Below are 16,669 nucleotides of genomic sequence, written 5' to 3'. Positions count from 1 at the left end.
TATTCGACCGGCGCCGGGGCTCGCGCTCCGGCGCCGTCGCGTGTCCTCAGCGCTTGCGCTTGGCGCCGACCAGCTCGTCCCATTTGCGGAAGGCGACGACCATCCTGTCGGGCTTCAGCGGCAGCTCGATCGGGTTGTTGGCGATCAGATCGGCATATTCCGGCCGGCCGAACTCGGCGATGACCTTCTGGCTGGCTTCCGGCGCCAGCGAGAGCGGCACGTTCTTCACCGCCGGGCCGGGATAGAGATAGCCCTCGTCATAGGAATAGGCCTGCATCTTCGGCGTCAGCAGATGTGCCATCAGGTCGAGCACCACGGCCATCCGGTCGTTGGGGATGCCCTTCGGCACGCACATGAAGAAGGCGTCCGAGACCCAGTGGAAGCCCTTGAGCGTCTGGATCCTGGCTTCCTTCGGCACGATGCCGAGCGCGCGCGGATTGATGTCCCAGCCGGTGGTCGAGATGATGATGTCGCGCGAGCCCTCGCCGAGCTCCTTCATCGTCGCGCCGGTGCCGGCCGGGTAGTACTCGATGTACTGGCCGAGCTCCTGGAGATAGGCCCATGTCTTGTCCCAGCCATTGACCGGATCCTGCGGATCCTTGTCGCCGAGGATGTAGGGCAGGCCCATCATGAAGGTGCGTCCGGGGCCGGAATTGGTCGGGCGGGCGTAGAGGAAGCGGTTGGGGTTCGCCTTGGCCCAGGCCAGCAGTTCCTCGGCCGTGGTCGGCGGGGTCTTCACCCGGTCGGGCATGTATTCGAGCAGTGGGCCGGAGGGGTAGTAGTTGACCACCACGCCGTAGCCGGCGCCCTGGGCGCGATGCAAATTGAGCGCCGCCGGCTCGTAGTTCTCCTCGATCTTCGGGAACTTGTCGGCGAAATCGGGCAGGATCTTCTGCCAGAGGTTCTGCTCAAGGCCGGCTGCGAGGCCGTCGCTGCCGGTCAGGACGAGGTCGAGATCCGAGCGGCCGGCGTCCTGCTGCGCCTTGATCTTGCTGGCGAGTTCGGGGGCGGGCGCCTTCACGAAGGTGATGCGCGAGACCAGCTTGGGATTGGCGGCGCGATAGTCCTCGAAGGCCTTCTGCATCAGCGCCAGCGCGCCGCCGACGTCGATCACGTTGATCGCCACAGGGCTCGTCGGCAGCGGGGGGGCCGCGGCGAAGGCCGGTCCCGTGGCGGCGAGCGCGCCGAGGCCGCCGAGCACCACGCGGCGGTCGATATGTGTGAGGTCTTTCGTCATCTGGCTTCCCCTCCAGTCCGTGCCGCCCGCCTCGGGGCGATCAGGTTGTGTAGCTGCGGTCCTGCGCGCCGAGGCGGATCCGCCGGACCGCGAGATCGTCCGACCAGTCGACCGTGCTCGGCGCGAGCGTGATGCCGTGGGCGTCGAGACTACGGCGGATTGCGGCGAGCGGATGGTCCGAGGCCATGGCGAGCGCCTGCTCCGGCGTCGCGATGCCCCAGCCGACGAGGTTGCGCACCGCCGCGTCGAGGCATAGCGCCGAGCCGGCCAGCAGCCCTTCCGACTGGCGCACCGAGCCGTCCGGCCGCAGTTCGATCGCCATGCCGGCGAAGCTGTAGGCGCCGACCGGGGCGGCGGCGGCCAGCACCGCGTCGGTGACCAGGATGGCGTTCTCACGCCCGCGCGCCGCGATCAGCACCTTGAGCGCTTCCGGCGGCAGATGGATACCGTCGGCGATGAAACCCGCCATCAGCCCGTCGGTGGCGAGCTGGGCGAAGACCGGGTTGGCGAGCTTGGGCAGGGTCTGCGGCAGCCCGTTGCCGAGATGCGTCGAGAGCGAGAGCCCGGCGCGCGCCGCGGCGGCCACCTGGGCGAAGTCGGCGGCCGAATGGCCGATCGCGACCGTCTTGCCGGCCTGCGCCAGCGCTTGTGTCGCCGCCAGCGCGCCCTCGACCTCCGGCGCCAGCGTCATCATCAGGATCGGGCGGGAGAGCGGCTTCTCCAGCGCCAGGACGAGATCGGCGCTGGCGGCGGTCATCGCCTGCGGCGGATGGCAGCCGTGATAGCCCGGCGCCGGGTTCAGGAACGGGCCTTCGAGATGGTAGCCCGGGCACATCAGCGGGCCGAGCCGGCTGCCGGCGACGGCGGCGTCGAGCGCCGCGAAGCGCGCGGCCAGTTCGTGGGGATGGGCGGTGATGATCGTCGGCAGGCAAAAGGTGACGCCGGTCGCCAGCATCGCCTCCAGCGCCCGGTCGAGATCGTCCGGGCCGATCGCGGGATCGTTGAAGTCGACGCCTGCGAAGCCGTTGACCTGCAGGTCGATCAGGCCTTGCGAGCGCGGCATCGCGCTCAGCCCTTGCGCAGCAGCGAGGCGGCCGGCGGATCGAGGAAGAGCACCGTGTCGGCGTGGCGCTGCAGGATAGAGGCCGGGTGCTGCGGCGAGATCTCGCCCTCGAGCGCGTCGCGCACGGCTGGCGCCTTGCGCGCATCCGGCACGGACAGGATGATCCGGGCACTCTTCATGATCTGGCGGATGCTCATCGAGATCGCCTGCCGCGGTACAGCGTCAAGCGTCTCGAACCAGCCCTCGCCATATTGCTGGCGGCGGCAGGCCTCGTCGAGGGTGACGACGATATAGGGCTCCTCGGTGTCGAAATCGGCCGGCGGATCGTTGAAGGCGAGATGGCAGTTCTCGCCGATGCCGGCGAAGCAGAGATCGATGCGGCGGCCAGCGATCTTCTCGCCGAGCGACCTGGCCTCGGCGGCGGCGTCCTTCTCGCCGTCGACCGGCACGAACGCGACCTTGCCGCCCAGCGGGGCGACGAAGCGCTCGGCGAGATAGCGGCGGAAGCTGGCCGGGTGGCTCTGCGGCAGGCCGACATATTCGTCGAGATGGAAGGCGGTGACCTTCGACCAGTCGATGTCCGGTGCCGCGACGAGGTTTTCGAGCATCTCGAACTGGCTGGCGCCGGTGGCGACGATGATCGTCGCCTCGCCATGGGCCTTCAGCGCGGCGCGGATGGTGTCCGCACCCAGCGCAGCGGCCTGGCGGCCCAGTTCGGTCTTGTCGGCGACGAGGCGGATATCGATCATGAGTCTGGCGTTTCCTTCCCCGGCGATGATGGGCTGCCGGCGGTTTGCGTCTCGGACGCGAAGGCTAGCACGCGCCTGCGCGAACGCACCCTCCGCGCCGGCATGGCGCATGCGCGATCGCGGCAGGGGCGGGCGCCGCCCGGCGGGCCTCAGCGCTCGGTGATCTTGAACTCGATGCGGCGGTTGCGGCGCCAGGCCTCGTCATTGTTGGCGACGTCGAGCGGCTGGTACTCGCCGAAGCCGGTGGCGGCGATGCGGTCGGCCGGGATGCCCTTGGAGACGAGATACTCGACCACCGCGACGGCGCGCGCCGTCGAGAGATGCCAGTTCGAGGGAAACTGCGCCGAGCGGATCGGCCGGTTGTCGGTGTGGCCGTCGACGCGCAGGATCCAGGGCAGGTCGGGAGGCATCTCGCGGCCGAGATCGACGATGATCGCCGCGAGCTTGTCGAGCTCCTCGCGGCCCTCGGGCTTGAGCACCGCCTGGCCGCCGTCGAAGAACACCTCCGACTGGAAGACGAAGCGGTCGCCGACGACGCGGATGTCGGGGCGCATGCCGAGCACCTGCCGCAGCCGGCCGAAGAAGTCGGAGCGGTAGCGCGCCAGCTCCTGCACGCGCTGGGCCAGCGCCACGTTGAGGCGAGAGCCGAGCTCGGCGATGCGGCTCTGCGATTCCTTGTCCTTGGCCTCCGAGGCGGCGAGCGCCTCCTCCAGAGCCGCGAGCTGGCGGCGCATCGCGGCGATCTGCTGGTTGACGAGGTCGACTGTGGCCTGCGCCCGGGCGGAGAGCTGCTTCTCGGCCTCCAGCGCCTTCTCGGTCTCGGCGAGCCTGGCCGGGCCGCTCGCGGCGGCGCCGCCGAGCAGGGCCTGCACGCGGCCGCGCTCGGCCCGCTCGGCCGTCAGCGAGGATTGCAGCAAAGCGAGCGAATCACGCGCCTCCTTGCCGGAGGCGCGCTCCAGCGCCAGCAGGTCGGTCAGTTCGGAAATCTGGCGGTTGAGCCGGTCGAGCACCGTGTCCTTGCCGGAGATCTCCTGCGACAGGAAGAACTGGCCGAGCACGAAGACCGAGAGCAGGAAGACGATGCCGATCAGCATCGTCGAGAGCGCGTCGACGAAGCCCGGCCAGTAGTTCTGTTCCTCCCGGCGATGCGAGCGCGACAGGGCCATGAGCGGTTCCCCTCAGCGCCCGGCGGCCGGCATGGCGGCGCCCGTCATGGTCACGGCTCCTGCATGCGGTCGGCGGTGAGGCGCTCGATCAAGCGCTTCAGGTCCTTCTCGCGCGCCGCCTGGGCCTCGACCCAGTCGCGGATCAGCTGCTGCTCGGAGCGCATGTGCTGCACCAGCCCCTGGATGCCCTCGGCGAGGTTCGCCATGGCCTGGGCCGCGGCCCGGCTGTTGGCGCCGTCCTGCAGCGCGGTCTGCAGCCGGTCGAGGCGCTCGCCGAGGCCGGTGGGGTCGACGACCGCGGTCGCGATCGCGGTGCGGGCGCCGAGCCAGCCTTCCAGCTCGTTGCGGAAGCGGCGCTGCGCCTGGCCGAGCTGCAGGTCGAGGAAGCCGAGGATCAGCGAGCCGGCGAGGCCGAACAGCGAGGACGAGAAGGACAGTCCCATGCCGGCGAGCGGCGCGGCGAGGCCGGCCTTGAGCTCGTCGAACAGCACGCCGGCCTCGGCGCCGGTGCGCAGGGTGCGGATGACGTTGCCGACCGAGGAGACGGTTTCGAGCAGGCCCCAGAAGGTGCCGAGCAGGCCGAGGAAGATCAGCAGCCCGGTGAGGTAGCGCAGCACCTCGCGGCCCTCGTCGAGCCGGACCGCGATCGATTCGAGCAGGGAAGCGGCCTGCGCGGCCGGCAGGGCGTCGCGGGCGAGCGCCGGGCGCACCGCATCGAGCGGGCTGAGGATTTGCTGGCGCAGCAGCGGCGCGCCGTCCGGATCGGCCGCCAGCCGCATCGCGGCGCCGGCCTCGGCATGGATGCGCCAGAGCTCGCGCAGGGCGACGAGGATACCGACCAGCAGCGAGCCGACGATCAGGCCGTTCAGGCCCGGATTGGTCATGAAGGCGGAGACGAGCCCGCCCTGCAGGATGAAGGCGAGGAAGCCGAGCAGCGCCAGGAAGACGAAGGCCCGGATGAAGTAGCGCAGCGGGCGGGAGAAGCGCTGGAGCTCGGTGGCCGGCCGCGCCGGCGCACCCGGCCTGTCCTGCGCCCCGGTCTCCGGCGCGGTGTCGTCGCTCGCCATCCGTGCTGCCCGCTCTCCGCCTGATCCAGGCGGGGACTGTCGCCTCCCGCCCGGCCGGGATCAAGCACGAAAACGGAGCGAGGGCGTCAGACGACCGTCTTGAGCGCGGCGCGCAGCGCCGGTTCGCCGGCTTCGTTGCCGCAGATCACGTCGGTGGCGGAGGTCGGCTGCTTGCCGTCCAGCGTGCCGAAGGTGCCGCCCGCCTCGCGTACCATCACGGCGGCGGCGCCGAAGTCCCAGGTGTTGAGCCCGCGCTCCCAATAGGCGTCCATGCGGCCGGCGGCGACATAGGCGATGTCGAGCGCGGCCGAGCCCATGCGGCGGACATTGGCGAAGCGCGGCATCACCGAGGCGAGCTCGCGCAGGAAGAGCGGATGGCCGCCCTTGCCGATATGCGGCACGCCCATGCCGATCAGCATCTCGGCCGGCTCGCGGCGGCCGGAGACGCGCATGCGGCGGTTGTTGACATAGGCGCCCTTGCCCTTCTCGGCGACGAAGAGCTCGTCCTTGGCGGCGTCGTAGACCACGCCGGCATAGAACTGGTTGTCGCGCTCCAGCGCCACCGAGATGTTCCAGTGCGGGATGCCGCGCAGGAAGTTGTGGGTGCCGTCGAGCGGGTCGATGTGCCAGCGATTGCTCTCGTCGGTGCCCTGTACGACGCCGCTCTCCTCCATGACGAAGCCGTAGCCCGGCCGCGCCTTCTCGAGGGCGGCGCGCAGAATCTCCTCGGCCTTGTGGTCGGCCTTGGAGACGAAGTCGCCGGGGCCCTTGGCCAGCACCTGCAGGTTCTCGACCTCGCCGAAATCGCGCTTCAGCGAACGCGACGCCTTCATCACGGCATCGACCATCACGGTCATCAGGGGGGAGCGGATCATCTGGATTACCTCGGTGCCGCGCGAGGCGGCGTGGTGCTGCGCCGGGTGCGCCGGTCCCTTCTGTGGCGGGGCCTGCATCCACGGTCGCGCGGAAAGGGTTCAGAGCGTCACTTGCTCGGTTGGCTCGGCGTCGTCAAGGCCGTGGCCTCGATCCGGTCTGCCGCGAGGCGTGCCGCGGCGGTGCGCTGCTCGGGCGTCAGCCGCTCGAGCAACTCGTCCAGCGCGGTGTCGGCCAGCCCTTGGGCGCGGGCCGCCATGTGCCAGGCGGCGGCCTCCGCCATGTCGGGCGGCAGCGCCAGGCCGAACTGGTAGAGCTTGGCCAGCCGGTTCTGGGCGATGGCGTTGCCCTTGTAGGCGGCGCGCAGGAAGAGGCTGGCGGCGGCGCGCTCGTTCCTGGCGACGCCGTCGCCATTGAACAGCATGATCGCGTATTCGACCTCGCCGGCGACATGTCCGCCGGCGGCGGCCTTGGCGATCCAGGCGGCGGCCTGCGCCTTGTCCTTCGGCACGGCACGGCCGAGCTTGTAGAGCGCGCCGAGCGCGTACTGGGCGTCGCCGAGATCGGCATCGGCGGCGATGCGCAGGCAGGCGACCGCGCGCTTCTCGTTGGCGGGCTCGCCCGAGGCCAGCAGCGCCAGCGCGAGATTGTAGTTCGCGGAGGGATGCCCGGCCGCCGCGGCCTGTTCCAGCAGCTTGCCGCCGGCGGCGGCGTCCTTGGCGACGCCCTTGCCCTCGATCAGCGCCATCGCATAGGCGAACATGGCGTTGAGGTCGCCGCGCGCTGCCGCGAGTCGGTACCATTCGGCGGCCGCCGTCTGGTCCTCGCGCACGCCGAGCCCCTGGCGATAGAGCTCGCCGAGCAGGGTCATGGCGGCGGCGTCCTTGGGGTTGGCCTCGATGCGCTTCAGCGCCTCGGCCTGCGCCTTGCGGTAATGCCCGGCCTGGTAGGAGCCATAGGCGAGGTCCGGCTGCGCGGCCGCGAGCGGGGCCGCCGGCAGGAGCAGCGCCAGCAGGGCTGCGGCCCGTTTCACCGGGCGGCCTTCCGGGCCATGTGCGCGGTGATCGCGGCGTCGGCCTCGGCGACGGCGGCGCGGATGTCGACATCCTCGGCGAAGACCCAGTCGCCGAGCGCGACGAATTCCGCCCCGGTCTCGACCAGCGCCGGCACGCAGGCAGCGTCGGGCGCATAGGCGACGCAGGGCGTCTCGAAGATCTCGGCCCACCAGCTCGCGCGCTCGATCACCGCCGGCAGCGGCGGCAGCGAGCCGTCCGGGCGCGGTTCGCCGAAGACGACGTAGTCGACGCCCGCCTCGCCGGCGTCCATCGCGTCATGGCGCGAGCGCAGGCCGCCGACGCCGAGGATGCGCTCGTTGCGCAGGCTGGCGCGGATCTCGGCGATGCCGGCGGTCCCCTCGGCGAGGTGGATGCCGTCGGCGCCGCCGCGGCTGACCACCTGGGTCGAGCTGGTCTCGACGACCAGCGCGACGTCCTGCGCCTGCACGGGCGCGGCGAGCTGCTTGACGCGCTCGGTCAGGGTGCGGTCGTCGGCCGGGGCGAGGCGCAGCAGCACGGCGGCGACATCGCCGCCGGCGAAGGCCTGCATCAGGCGAAAGGACAGGGCGCCGGGATCGACCACTCGGGGCGTCACCAGCATCAGGCGGGGGCGTGGTTTGGATGTGCTCATGATCGTGCGCGCAGACGGCCCGCGAGACCGTCCAATGTCAAGACCGCCAGCCCGGCGGCGAGGCTCCAGAAGGCCGAGCCGACCCCGAACAGCGACAGGCTCGAGGCCGCGACGGCGAAGGCGACCACCGCGGCGAAGCGCTCGCGCTCATTGGCCATGGCCTGGCCGAGCGCACCCGTCAGCGAGCCGACGAGGCCGAGGCCGGCGACCGCGACGATCAGCGCCTTCGGCATGGCGACGATCAGCGCCAGCAGCAGTCCGGCGGAGGCCGCGATGGTCAGCCAGAACAGGCCGTACCAGAGGCCGGCCTTCCAGCGCTCGCCCGGATTGTGATGGGTGTCGGGGCCGGTGCAGATCGAGGCGCTGATCGCGGCCATGTTGACCATATGCGCGCCGGTCGGCGCGGTGAGGAAGGACATCAGCCCGGTGACGAACAGACAGGCGGCGGCGGGCGGGGTGTAACCCGCGGCGCGCAGCACGGCGAAGCCGGGCAGGTTCTGCGCCGCCATCGTCACCAGATAGAGCGGCACGCCGACGCCGATCAGCGCCGCGGGATCGAGCCGCGGCATGATCAGCTCGATCTGCGTCAGCGTCGGCGGGCCCGCCGGCAGGCCGGCCTGGCCGGTGGCGAAGGTGAGGATCAGGCCGGCGCCGAGCGCCGCGATCACGCCGAGGAAGGGATTGCGCAGCCGCGCCAGCAGGAAGACCGCGAGCAGGATCGCGACCATCACCGGCTCGACCCGCATCTCGTCGAAGACCGCCACGACGAAGCGGAAGATCACCCCGGCCAGCATGGCGGCGGCGATGCTCATCGGGATGCGCTCGACCAGCGCGCCGAGCGGGCGGAAGGCGGCGGTCGCCATCATCAGCACCGCGGCGGCGAGGAAGGCGCCGACGGCGGCCGCCATGTCGACGCCGCTGGCGGCCGCGATCAGGGCGGCGCCCGGCGTCGACCAGGCGCAGATGATCGGCATGCGGTGGCGCCAGGACAGCCAGAGGCTGGCGATCCCCTTGGCCAGCGCCAGGCCCGCCACCCAGGAGACCGTCTGGCCCGGCGTGGCGCCGAGCGCCTGCGCCGCCGCCAGCACCACGGCGACCGAGGCGGCGAAGCCGACGAAGGTCGCGACCAGAGCCGAGACGAGCTGGGACATCAGGCGCTCCGCGCGTCCCAGGCGACCGGCCAGGATTCCTGCAGGCCGGGTCCGAGCCGCACCGGCCAGACCGCCTTGGCGAGGCCGGTCAGGTCGTCGGTCTCGACCGCGATGCCCGAGAGCGCGGCCTCGCCGAGGCCGGGCTCCAGCCGCGAGCCCGGCGTCTTCTCGATGAAGCGGCGGATCGCCTCGTCCTTCTGCATGCCGAGCACGGAATCATAGTCGCCACACATGCCCGCATCGGACTGGTAGGCGGTGCCGGCCGGCAGGATGCGGGTGTCGGAGGTCGGGACATGGGTGTGGGTGCCGACGACCAGCGTGGCGCGCCCGTCGAGGAAATGGCCCATGGCGAGCTTCTCGCTGGTCGCCTCGGCGTGCATGTCGACGATGATCGCGTCGGCGACCTCGCCGAGCGGGCAGGCGGAGAGCTCGCGCTCGACCGCCGCGAAGGGATCGTCGAGCGGGTCCATGAACAGCCGGCCCATCAGGTTGACCACGAGGACGCGGGCGCCGTTGCGCGCCTCGATCACGGTGGCGCCGCGGCCGGGCGTGCCGGAGGGATAGTTGGCGGGGCGGATCAGCCGCGGCTGCCGCTCGATGAAGACGAGGGCCTCGCGCTGGTCCCAGGAGTGGTTGCCGAGCGTGACCACGTCGGCGCCGGCGGCGAGCACGTCCTCGCAGATCGCCTCGGTGATGCCGAAGCCGCCGGCGGCGTTCTCGCCGTTGATCACGACGCAGTCGAGCGTCCAGCGCTGGCGCAGCTCCGGTAGGCGCTCCTGCACCGCGATGCGGCCGGAGCGGCCGACGATGTCGCCGAGGAAGAGGAGACGCATGGCAGGGTCCGCTGGCTGGCCCGGCGCGGAAGGGCCGGGGCGAAACGGTCTGATGGCGCGATCCGCTGCGCGAATCAACCGCAGCGGATGCTTTCGCGCTCCGTCACCACCCAGTCGAGCCGCCGGTCGTGGGCTTCGGCCGGCACCGCTTCGATCTCCTGCGCCGCGAAGGCGACGCCGATCGTCAGCGCGGGACGAAGCTCGGCGATGGCGCGGTCGTAATAGCCCTTGCCGTAGCCGATGCGGTAGCCGCGCCGGTCGAAGGCGGCGAGCGGCACCAGCATGCTCGCGGGCCGGCGTTCGGGCTCCTCCGGTGCCGGCACCAGCGTGCCGAAGCCGCCGGGCACGATCGCCTCCCACGGCGCCCAGCGCCGGAACAGCATGCGGCCAGTGACGATCGCCGGCAGGCAGAGCGGTAGGCCGCGCGCCTGCAGCGCCTCGAGCACGGGGCGGGGATCGGCTTCCGAACGCATCGGCCAGTAGCCGGAGACCGGCCCGTCGGCGGGCGTCGCCGCAGCGAGGGCGGGCAGCGCGAGCAGGCGCTCGCTGCGGACCTTGTCCCAGTCGAGCCGGTCGTCCAGCGCCAGCGCGTCGCGCCGCGCCAGCGCCGCGCGGCGCAGGGCCGCCTTGTCGGCAGCCGGCGTCGGGATGGCGGCTTCAGTCGTCATGGGGTGTGCGGAGCCACCTCGGCCGTGGAGTTTTCGATCCTGGGGCACCTACGGAAGTAGGTGGGCGCCATATGTCCGGGTCCAGGGACCCGGTCAGGGACAGCTCCCGATGGGATCGTATGGGCCCAGGGATACATGTCTCTCACGCGCCAGGCAGCCCCGCCGCGGCAAGGTAGGGTGCGCGCCGGCAAAGCGCCAGAGGCGCGGGGCGCCGGCCACGAGAAAATTTGCGGGCGGCCGCCGGCTCAGGCGCCGCGCGCCAGCCCGTGGCGGATCACCCGGTCGATCAGGTCCGGATAGTCGATGCCGCTGGCGGCGAGCGCCTTGGGGTACATGCTGATATTGGTGAAGCCGGGGATGGTGTTGATCTCGTTGACCAGCGCGGTGCCGTCCGGCTTCAGGAAGAAGTCGACCCTGGCCATGCCGTCGCAGCCCATGGCGCGGAAAGCGCGCAGCGCCGTGTCCCGAAGCGTCGCGACGGTGTCCTCAGGCAGCACGGCCGGCACGACGACGGCGGCGCCGTCGGCGTCGAGATACTTCGCCTCGTAGCTGTAGAAGCCGTGGCTGGCGGCGGTGACGATCTCGCCCGGCAGCGAGACGATGGTCTCGCCGTCGGCCTGCTCCAGCACGCTGAACTCGATCTCGCGGGCCTGGACGAACTCCTCGACCAGCACCTTGGGATCGTGGCGGAAGGCCTCGGCGAGGGCGGCGGCGAACTCGGCCTCGGTGCCCGCCTTGCTGACGCCGACCGAGGAGCCCTGCCGCACCGGCTTGACGAAGACCGGCAGGCCGAGCTCGGCCGCGACGGTGGCGAAGGGCGGCACCGCGTCGGGCCGCACGGTGAGCGAGCGGGCGACCGGCACGCCGGCCTCGCGCAGCAGGCGCTTGCCGAGATCCTTGTCGAGCGCGTTGGCGGAGCCGGTGATGCCGCAGCCGGCGAGCGGCAGGCCGGCGACCGCGGCGAGCCCCTGCACGGAGCCGTCCTCGCCGTTCAGCCCGTGCAGGACCGGGAAGAGGATGTCGACCGGCGGCAGCGGCGTCGCCCGGCCCTCGGCATCGAGCGCGATCATCCGGCCACGCCCGCCCGGCAGAAGGCAGGCGCCGGGACCGTCCGCCGGCAGAGGCGAGGGGAGGTGGCCGTTTTCCAGCGCGACCAGGCGCCAGGCGCCCTCGCGGGTGACCAGGATCGGCACGACGTCGTAGACCGCCTTGTCGATGGCGGCGATCACATTGGCGGCCGACATCAGCGAGACCTCGTGCTCGGAGGACTTGCCGCCGAATAGGATGGCGACGCGCGTTCTGTCGGTCATGGTCGATGGTCCTGGTGAGCGTGGCCCGAGGCGGTTCGGCTTGGAACGGGGCGGATTGATGACGCCGGAGCCGCCAGGCGCTCGCGGTCGAAGGCGCGGATCGCGTCGGCGCAGCGGGCCGGCTCGCTCTGGAGCAGGAAATGCGGGGCGCGAATGGCGGTGATGTGCATGTCGCGGGCGATGGCGGCGACCGTGTCCGGCGCGCTCGCCGGCATCAGCCGGTCGTCGGTCGCCCGCAGATAGAGCAGGGGCTGGCCGACCGCGACGCCCGCGGCGGGCAGGTCGACCCGCAGCGCCTCGCGCAGGCGGGCCGCCAGCACCGGCGCTGCGACGTCGGACAGGCATCGACGCAGGCCTGCGAGGAGCGCGGGCTGCGCGCGTCCCCCGGCCAGGAGGCGGTCGAGCAGCGCCGTGGGCACGAGGCGCGGCGACACAATGCCCGCGAGCGCGGCGAGCATCGGCTTCAGCGCGATGTCGAGCCGCGCGAAGGAGGCGCAGATCACCACGGCCTCCAGCAGCGGCGGCGCTTCCGCCGCGAGCCGTAAGGCCACTGGGCCGGAGAAGGATTCGCCGAGCAGCAGGAAGGGCCGCTGCGGCAGGCGCTGGCGGACATAGGCGACGAGCGCGTCGTAGGAGAGCGGCTCCTGCGTCGGATAGGCGATGATCGCGACGTCGTAGTCGGGCGCGAGGGCGGCGGCGACATCCGCCAGCAGCCGGCCGGTCCCGTCGAGGCCGGGCAGCAGCACGATCGCCCGCCGCGCGGTGGCGTCGGGCACCGGCGCCGGCGGCTCGCTCACCCCGCGGAACTCGGCAGCAGGCTTTTCGCCACGCCCTCGATGCGCGCGGCGGCGGCGTCGATCGCCGCGGCGGCGCGCTCCTCGACCTCACCGGCGCGCTGGTCGGCCGAGCCGGCGTCGCCCTGCAGCGACTCCAGCCTGCCTTCGAGCTTGGCGACGGTCTTCTTCAGCTCCGAGACCTCGTCGGCGACCATCAGCGCGGCCATGACGTGCAGGCGCATGTCGCCGATCTCGCCGAAGGCCTGGCGCATCTCATCGATCTTGGCGTCGTAGAAACGGGCCAGTTCCTCGAGATGGGCTTCCTCGCCGTCGCCGCAGGCCATGCGGTAGGCCTTGCCGGAAATGGTGACGTTCACCTGCGGCATGCGCGTCGTCCGTCCTCAGTCGCTCGCGTCCGGCGCGTCGCCGGCCTGCTCGATCATGCGGGTGAGGGTGGTCATCGCCTTGTCGAGGCGGCGATCGACCTCCTCCGCGGCGCCCTGCACATGGACCAGCCTGGCCATGGTGCCGTCGAGCTCGACGGCGAGCCGTGCACGGTCGTCCTGCATCAGCGTCAGTTCGGTTTCGAGATTGGAGCGGCCACGCTCGGCCTCGATCCGCCTGCGGGCGGCCGATTCGAGCTGGCCCAAAGCGCCGTCGAGGCGCGACAGGGCGCGATCCAGCACCGGAAACGCCACGTTTCGTCCTTCTCCTGCCGGTCCCGACCGGCACATCCGATTCGGAACCCTATGTCAGCCGGCGCGGCCATGAAAGCCGCTTGCGGTTCTCCTTGGGGAAAAACCGGCGGATCGGCTGGTTATCGGGCGCAATTTGCCGAATTGACACTGCTTGAGCCGTCAGCCTATCGAACGCGCGTCCAGATCCGTTCCCCAGCCTTTCGTCCTGCCGGCCCGCCCGGGCGGTGACGGAAGGCGCCAGTGCCCTCCGGAGTGAAGCCATGACCACGCCCGCGATCGACCGCGCCCTGCACGACCGGCTGGCCAACGCCGTCCGCTCCCTCGCCATGGACGGGGTCGAGGCCGCCAAGTCCGGCCATCCAGGCCTGCCGATGGGCGCCGCCGACATCGCGACCGTGCTGTTCACCCGCGTGATGAAGTACGACGCCTCGCAGCCGCGCTGGCCCGACCGCGATCGCTTCGTGCTGTCGGCCGGCCACGGCTCGATGCTGATCTACGCTCTGCTCTATCTCACCGGCACCGGCGGGCTGACCCTCGACGACCTCAAGAAGTTCCGCCAGCTCGAGTCGAAGACCCCGGGCCATCCGGAGAACTTCATGACCGCCGGCGTCGAGACCACCACCGGCCCGCTCGGCCAGGGGCTGGCGACCGCAGTCGGCATGGCGATGGCCGAGCGCATGCTCGCCGCCGAGTTCGGCAAGAAGATCGTCGACCACAAGACCTATGTGCTCGCCTCCGACGGCGACCTGATGGAGGGCATCAGCCAGGAGGCGATCGCGCTCGCCGGCCATCACAAGCTCAACAAGCTGATCGTGCTGTGGGATGACAACGGCATCTCGATCGATGGCCCGCTCTCGATCTCGGACTCGGTCGACCAGGTCGCGCGCTTCAAGGCCTGTGGCTGGCGCTCCGAGCGCGTCGACGGCCATGATCCCGAGGCGATCGAGGCCGCGATCCGCCGCGCCCAGAAGTCCGGCAAGCCCACCATGATCGCCTGCAAGACGGTGATCGGCTTCGGCGCGCCGAAGAAGGCCGGCACCTCCAAGGCGCATGGCGAGCCGCTCGGCGCGGAGGAGCTCGCCGCCGCCAAGAAGCAGCTCGGCATCACCGGCGGGGCCTTCGAGGTCGCCGCCGACCTGCTGAAGGCCTGGCAGGGCTTCGGCGCCGCCGGCGCCGCCGAGCGCAAGGCCTGGGACGAGCGCCTCGCTCGCCTCTCCGAGCGCAAGCGCGGCGAGTTCGAGCGTCGCCTCGGCCATGTGCCGCCGGCCAAGCTCGCCAAGGCGATCGCCGCCCACAAGAAGGCGCTCGCCGCCGACGCCCCGACCATCGCCACCCGCAAGGCCTCCGAGCTGGCGCTCGACGCCGTCGTGCCGGTGATGCCGGAGCTGGTCTCCGGCTCGGCCGATCTGACCCCGTCGAACAACACCAAGGCCAAGGGCCTCGAGGACTTCACGCCGAAGACCCCGAAGGGCCGCTATGTCCGCTACGGCATCCGCGAGCACGCGATGGCGGCGGCGATGAACGGCATCACCCTGCATGGCGGCTTCCGCACTGCCGGCGGCACCTTCCTGGTCTTCGCCGACTATGCCCGCCCGGCCATGCGCCTGGCGGCGCTGATGGGCCTGCCGGTCGTCTACGTGATGACGCACGACTCGATCGGCCTGGGCGAGGACGGCCCGACGCACCAGCCGGTCGAGCATCTCGCCTCGCTGCGCTCGATGCCGAACATGCGCGTGCTGCGCCCGGCCGACGCGATCGAGACGGCGGAAGCCTGGCAGATCGCGCTCGAGCGCACCGACGGGCCGACCGTGCTGGCGCTCTCGCGCCAGAACCTCGCCGCGCTGCGCAAGGACGGCACGCCGGCCAACCGCTCGGCCAAGGGCGGCTACGAGCTGCTGCCGGCCGAGGGCGGCAAGGCCCAGGTCTCGCTCTTCGCCTCGGGCTCCGAAGTCGAAATCGCGGTCGCGGCACGCAAGCTTCTTGCCGAGAGGGGCGTGCGCGCCCGCGTCGTCTCGGTGCCCTCGCTGGAGCTGCTGCTGGAGCAGCCGGAGGAGGCGAAGGCCGCCATCATCGGCCAGGCGCCGGTGAAGGTCGCGGTCGAGGCCGCGGTCCGCTTCGGCTGGGATGCGGTGATCGGCGCCGACGGCACCTTCGTCGGCATGGCCTCCTTCGGCGCCAGCGGCCCGTACAAGGAGGTCTACAAGCACTTCGGCATCACGCCGGAGGCGGTGGCCGAGGCCGCGATGAAGCGCCATAACGGCTGAGAAAACGGCGGCCGGGCCGGGGCTCGCCTTGGTTTGGCCGATTTGCCCGCGTGAATGACGGCAGGAACGCCGGAAGCCGGCGAAGGAGAGGACTGAGATGACGGTCAAGGTGGCGATCAACGGTTTCGGCCGTATCGGACGCAACGTGCTGCGCGCGATCATCGAGTCGAAGCGCAAGGACATCGAGGTCGTGGCGATCAACGATCTCGGCCCGGTCGAGACGAATGCCCACCTGTTCCGCTACGACTCGGTTCATGGCCGCTTCCCCGGCACGGTGACCGTCTCCGGCGATACGATCGACGTGGGCCGCGGCCCGATCAAGGTGACCGCGATCCGCGATCCCAAGGACCTGCCGCACAAGGCGCTCGGCGTCGACATCGCGCTGGAATGCACCGGCATCTTCACGACGCGCGAGAAGGCCGCCGCCCATCTCGCCGCCGGCGCCAAGCGCGTGCTGGTCTCGGCGCCCTGCGACGGCGCCGACCTGACGGTGGTCTACGGCGTCAACCACGAGCAGCTCGGACCCGAGCACCTCGTGGTCTCGAACGCCTCCTGCACGACCAACTGCCTCGCGCCGGTGGTCAAGGTGCTGCATGACGCCGTCGGCATCGACAAGGGCTTCATGACCACGATCCATGCCTATACCGGCGACCAGCCGACGCTCGACACCATGCACAAGGACCTCTACCGCGGCCGCGCCGCGGCGATGTCGATGATCCCGACATCGACCGGCGCCGCCAAGGCGATCGGCCTGGTCATCCCGGAGCTCAAGGGCCGTCTCGACGGCACCTCGATCCGCGTGCCGACCCCGAACGTCTCGGTGGTGGACTTCAAGTTCATCGCCAAGCGCAAGACCACGGTCGAGAAGATCAACGGCGCGATCCTGAAGGCGGCCAAGCGCGGCGCCCTCAAGGGCATCCTCGGCGTGACCGAGGAGCCGAACGTCTCGATCGACTTCAACCACGACCCGCATTCGTCGACCTTCGCGCTCGACCAGACCAAGGTGATGGACGACAAGTTCGTGCGCGTCCTGTCCTGGTACGACAACGAGTGGGGCTTCTCGAACCGCATGAGCGACACCGCCGTCGCCATGGCGAAGTTCATCTGACCAGAGCCTGCCCGGAGGCC

General features: G+C 71.1%; 17 protein-coding genes and 1 other RNA gene. 2 read left to right on the top strand and 16 right to left on the bottom strand.

Annotation, left to right across the window (positions count from 1 at the left end):
* Positions 1–46 precede the first annotated feature (46 nt).
* The 16 genes from ABE438_RS09885 to ABE438_RS09810 form a co-directional block, all read right to left on the bottom strand.
* Positions 47–1,237, bottom strand: a complete 1,191-nt coding sequence (locus tag ABE438_RS09885) for an ABC transporter substrate-binding protein (protein WP_346502439.1) — start codon at positions 1,235–1,237, stop codon at positions 47–49.
* 40 nt (positions 1,238–1,277) lie between these two features.
* Positions 1,278–2,300, bottom strand: a complete 1,023-nt coding sequence (locus ABE438_RS09880; protein WP_346502438.1) for an N-acetylglucosamine-6-phosphate deacetylase — start codon at positions 2,298–2,300, stop codon at positions 1,278–1,280.
* Between the two features lie 5 nt (positions 2,301–2,305).
* Positions 2,306–3,049, bottom strand: a complete 744-nt coding sequence (locus tag ABE438_RS09875; protein WP_346502437.1) for a glucosamine-6-phosphate deaminase — start codon at positions 3,047–3,049, stop codon at positions 2,306–2,308.
* Between the two features lie 149 nt (positions 3,050–3,198).
* The gene (locus tag ABE438_RS09870) at positions 3,199–4,215 is read right to left on the bottom strand and encodes a peptidoglycan -binding protein (RefSeq protein ID WP_346502436.1); all 1,017 of its coding nucleotides are present in this window, start codon (positions 4,213–4,215) and stop codon (positions 3,199–3,201) included.
* A gap of 50 nt (positions 4,216–4,265) precedes the next feature.
* On the bottom strand, positions 4,266–5,282 hold the full coding sequence (locus ABE438_RS09865) for a flagellar motor protein MotA (RefSeq protein WP_346502435.1): 1,017 nt from the start codon (positions 5,280–5,282) through the stop codon (positions 4,266–4,268).
* An 86-nt stretch (positions 5,283–5,368) separates the two neighbouring features.
* Entirely contained in the window at positions 5,369–6,157 is a 789-nt protein-coding gene (locus ABE438_RS09860; RefSeq protein WP_346502434.1) for an inositol monophosphatase family protein, read from the bottom strand.
* A gap of 107 nt (positions 6,158–6,264) precedes the next feature.
* Positions 6,265–7,188: a tetratricopeptide repeat protein gene (locus ABE438_RS09855; RefSeq protein WP_346502433.1), complete on the bottom strand. Its 924-nt coding sequence runs from the start codon at positions 7,186–7,188 to the stop codon at positions 6,265–6,267.
* Entirely contained in the window at positions 7,185–7,841 is a 657-nt protein-coding gene (locus tag ABE438_RS09850; RefSeq protein ID WP_346502432.1) for a thiamine phosphate synthase, read from the bottom strand. The genes ABE438_RS09855 and ABE438_RS09850 overlap by 4 nt, the downstream gene beginning before the upstream one ends.
* Positions 7,838–8,992 carry a benzoate/H(+) symporter BenE family transporter gene (locus ABE438_RS09845; protein ID WP_346502431.1) on the bottom strand — a complete coding sequence of 385 codons (1,155 nt, stop codon included), beginning with the start codon at positions 8,990–8,992 and terminating at the stop codon, positions 7,838–7,840. Before ABE438_RS09845 ends, ABE438_RS09850 begins: the two co-directional genes overlap by 4 nt.
* Positions 8,992–9,825: a TIGR00282 family metallophosphoesterase gene (locus ABE438_RS09840; RefSeq protein ID WP_346502430.1), complete on the bottom strand. Its 834-nt coding sequence runs from the start codon at positions 9,823–9,825 to the stop codon at positions 8,992–8,994. The genes ABE438_RS09845 and ABE438_RS09840 overlap by 1 nt, the downstream gene beginning before the upstream one ends.
* Positions 9,826–9,899: 74 nt before the next feature.
* Positions 9,900–10,493, bottom strand: coding sequence for a 5-formyltetrahydrofolate cyclo-ligase (locus ABE438_RS09835; protein WP_346502429.1), 594 nt, complete (start codon positions 10,491–10,493; stop codon positions 9,900–9,902).
* Between the two features lie 6 nt (positions 10,494–10,499).
* Positions 10,500–10,656: non-coding RNA, 6S RNA (ssrS, locus tag ABE438_RS09830), on the bottom strand.
* Positions 10,657–10,738: 82 nt separating this feature from the next.
* Positions 10,739–11,803: a D-alanine--D-alanine ligase family protein gene (locus tag ABE438_RS09825; protein ID WP_346502428.1), complete on the bottom strand. Its 1,065-nt coding sequence runs from the start codon at positions 11,801–11,803 to the stop codon at positions 10,739–10,741.
* Positions 11,800–12,600, bottom strand: coding sequence for an alpha/beta fold hydrolase (locus ABE438_RS09820; RefSeq protein ID WP_346502427.1), 801 nt, complete (start codon positions 12,598–12,600; stop codon positions 11,800–11,802). Before ABE438_RS09820 ends, ABE438_RS09825 begins: the two co-directional genes overlap by 4 nt.
* Positions 12,597–12,965 carry a cell division protein ZapA gene (locus ABE438_RS09815; protein WP_346502426.1) on the bottom strand — a complete coding sequence of 123 codons (369 nt, stop codon included), beginning with the start codon at positions 12,963–12,965 and terminating at the stop codon, positions 12,597–12,599. The genes ABE438_RS09820 and ABE438_RS09815 overlap by 4 nt, the downstream gene beginning before the upstream one ends.
* Positions 12,966–12,980: 15 nt before the next feature.
* Positions 12,981–13,277: a DUF4164 domain-containing protein gene (locus tag ABE438_RS09810; protein ID WP_346502425.1), complete on the bottom strand. Its 297-nt coding sequence runs from the start codon at positions 13,275–13,277 to the stop codon at positions 12,981–12,983.
* A gap of 260 nt (positions 13,278–13,537) precedes the next feature.
* Here ABE438_RS09810 and tkt point away from each other — a divergent pair, with 260 nt between their 5' ends.
* Both tkt and gap read left to right on the top strand, forming a co-directional pair.
* On the top strand, positions 13,538–15,541 hold the full coding sequence (tkt, locus tag ABE438_RS09805) for a transketolase (RefSeq protein WP_346502424.1): 2,004 nt from the start codon (positions 13,538–13,540) through the stop codon (positions 15,539–15,541).
* A gap of 97 nt (positions 15,542–15,638) precedes the next feature.
* Positions 15,639–16,649 carry a type I glyceraldehyde-3-phosphate dehydrogenase gene (gene gap / locus ABE438_RS09800; RefSeq protein WP_346502423.1) on the top strand — a complete coding sequence of 337 codons (1,011 nt, stop codon included), beginning with the start codon at positions 15,639–15,641 and terminating at the stop codon, positions 16,647–16,649.
* The last annotated feature ends 20 nt before the right edge of the window (positions 16,650–16,669 follow it).

This window comes from Allobosea sp. TWI1241, assembly GCF_039673065.1.
In the GTDB taxonomy this organism is placed as follows: Bacteria; Pseudomonadota; Alphaproteobacteria; order Rhizobiales; family Beijerinckiaceae; genus Allobosea.
The sequence above is the reverse complement of the archived record's forward strand: the minus strand, read 5'-3'. Positions and strand labels throughout refer to the sequence as shown.

What these genes read in the sequence shown, in the direction of transcription:
- ABE438_RS09885 (WP_346502439.1), bottom strand. Translation starts at nt 1,237, where the DNA reads ATGACGAAAGACCTCACACATATCGACCGCCGCGTGGTGCTCGGCGGC.
- ABE438_RS09880 (WP_346502438.1), bottom strand. Translation starts at nt 2,300, where the DNA reads ATGCCGCGCTCGCAAGGCCTGATCGACCTGCAGGTCAACGGCTTCGCA.
- ABE438_RS09875 (WP_346502437.1), bottom strand. Translation starts at nt 3,049, where the DNA reads ATGATCGATATCCGCCTCGTCGCCGACAAGACCGAACTGGGCCGCCAG.
- ABE438_RS09870 (WP_346502436.1), bottom strand. Translation starts at nt 4,215, where the DNA reads ATGGCCCTGTCGCGCTCGCATCGCCGGGAGGAACAGAACTACTGGCCG.
- ABE438_RS09865 (WP_346502435.1), bottom strand. Translation starts at nt 5,282, where the DNA reads ATGGCGAGCGACGACACCGCGCCGGAGACCGGGGCGCAGGACAGGCCG.
- ABE438_RS09860 (WP_346502434.1), bottom strand. Translation starts at nt 6,157, where the DNA reads ATGATCCGCTCCCCCCTGATGACCGTGATGGTCGATGCCGTGATGAAG.
- ABE438_RS09850 (WP_346502432.1), bottom strand. Translation starts at nt 7,841, where the DNA reads ATGAGCACATCCAAACCACGCCCCCGCCTGATGCTGGTGACGCCCCGA.
- ABE438_RS09845 (WP_346502431.1), bottom strand. Translation starts at nt 8,992, where the DNA reads ATGTCCCAGCTCGTCTCGGCTCTGGTCGCGACCTTCGTCGGCTTCGCC.
- ABE438_RS09840 (WP_346502430.1), bottom strand. Translation starts at nt 9,825, where the DNA reads ATGCGTCTCCTCTTCCTCGGCGACATCGTCGGCCGCTCCGGCCGCATC.
- ABE438_RS09835 (WP_346502429.1), bottom strand. Translation starts at nt 10,493, where the DNA reads ATGACGACTGAAGCCGCCATCCCGACGCCGGCTGCCGACAAGGCGGCC.
- ABE438_RS09825 (WP_346502428.1), bottom strand. Translation starts at nt 11,803, where the DNA reads ATGACCGACAGAACGCGCGTCGCCATCCTATTCGGCGGCAAGTCCTCC.
- ABE438_RS09815 (WP_346502426.1), bottom strand. Translation starts at nt 12,965, where the DNA reads ATGCCGCAGGTGAACGTCACCATTTCCGGCAAGGCCTACCGCATGGCC.
- tkt (WP_346502424.1), top strand. Translation starts at nt 13,538, where the DNA reads ATGACCACGCCCGCGATCGACCGCGCCCTGCACGACCGGCTGGCCAAC.
- gap (WP_346502423.1), top strand. Translation starts at nt 15,639, where the DNA reads ATGACGGTCAAGGTGGCGATCAACGGTTTCGGCCGTATCGGACGCAAC.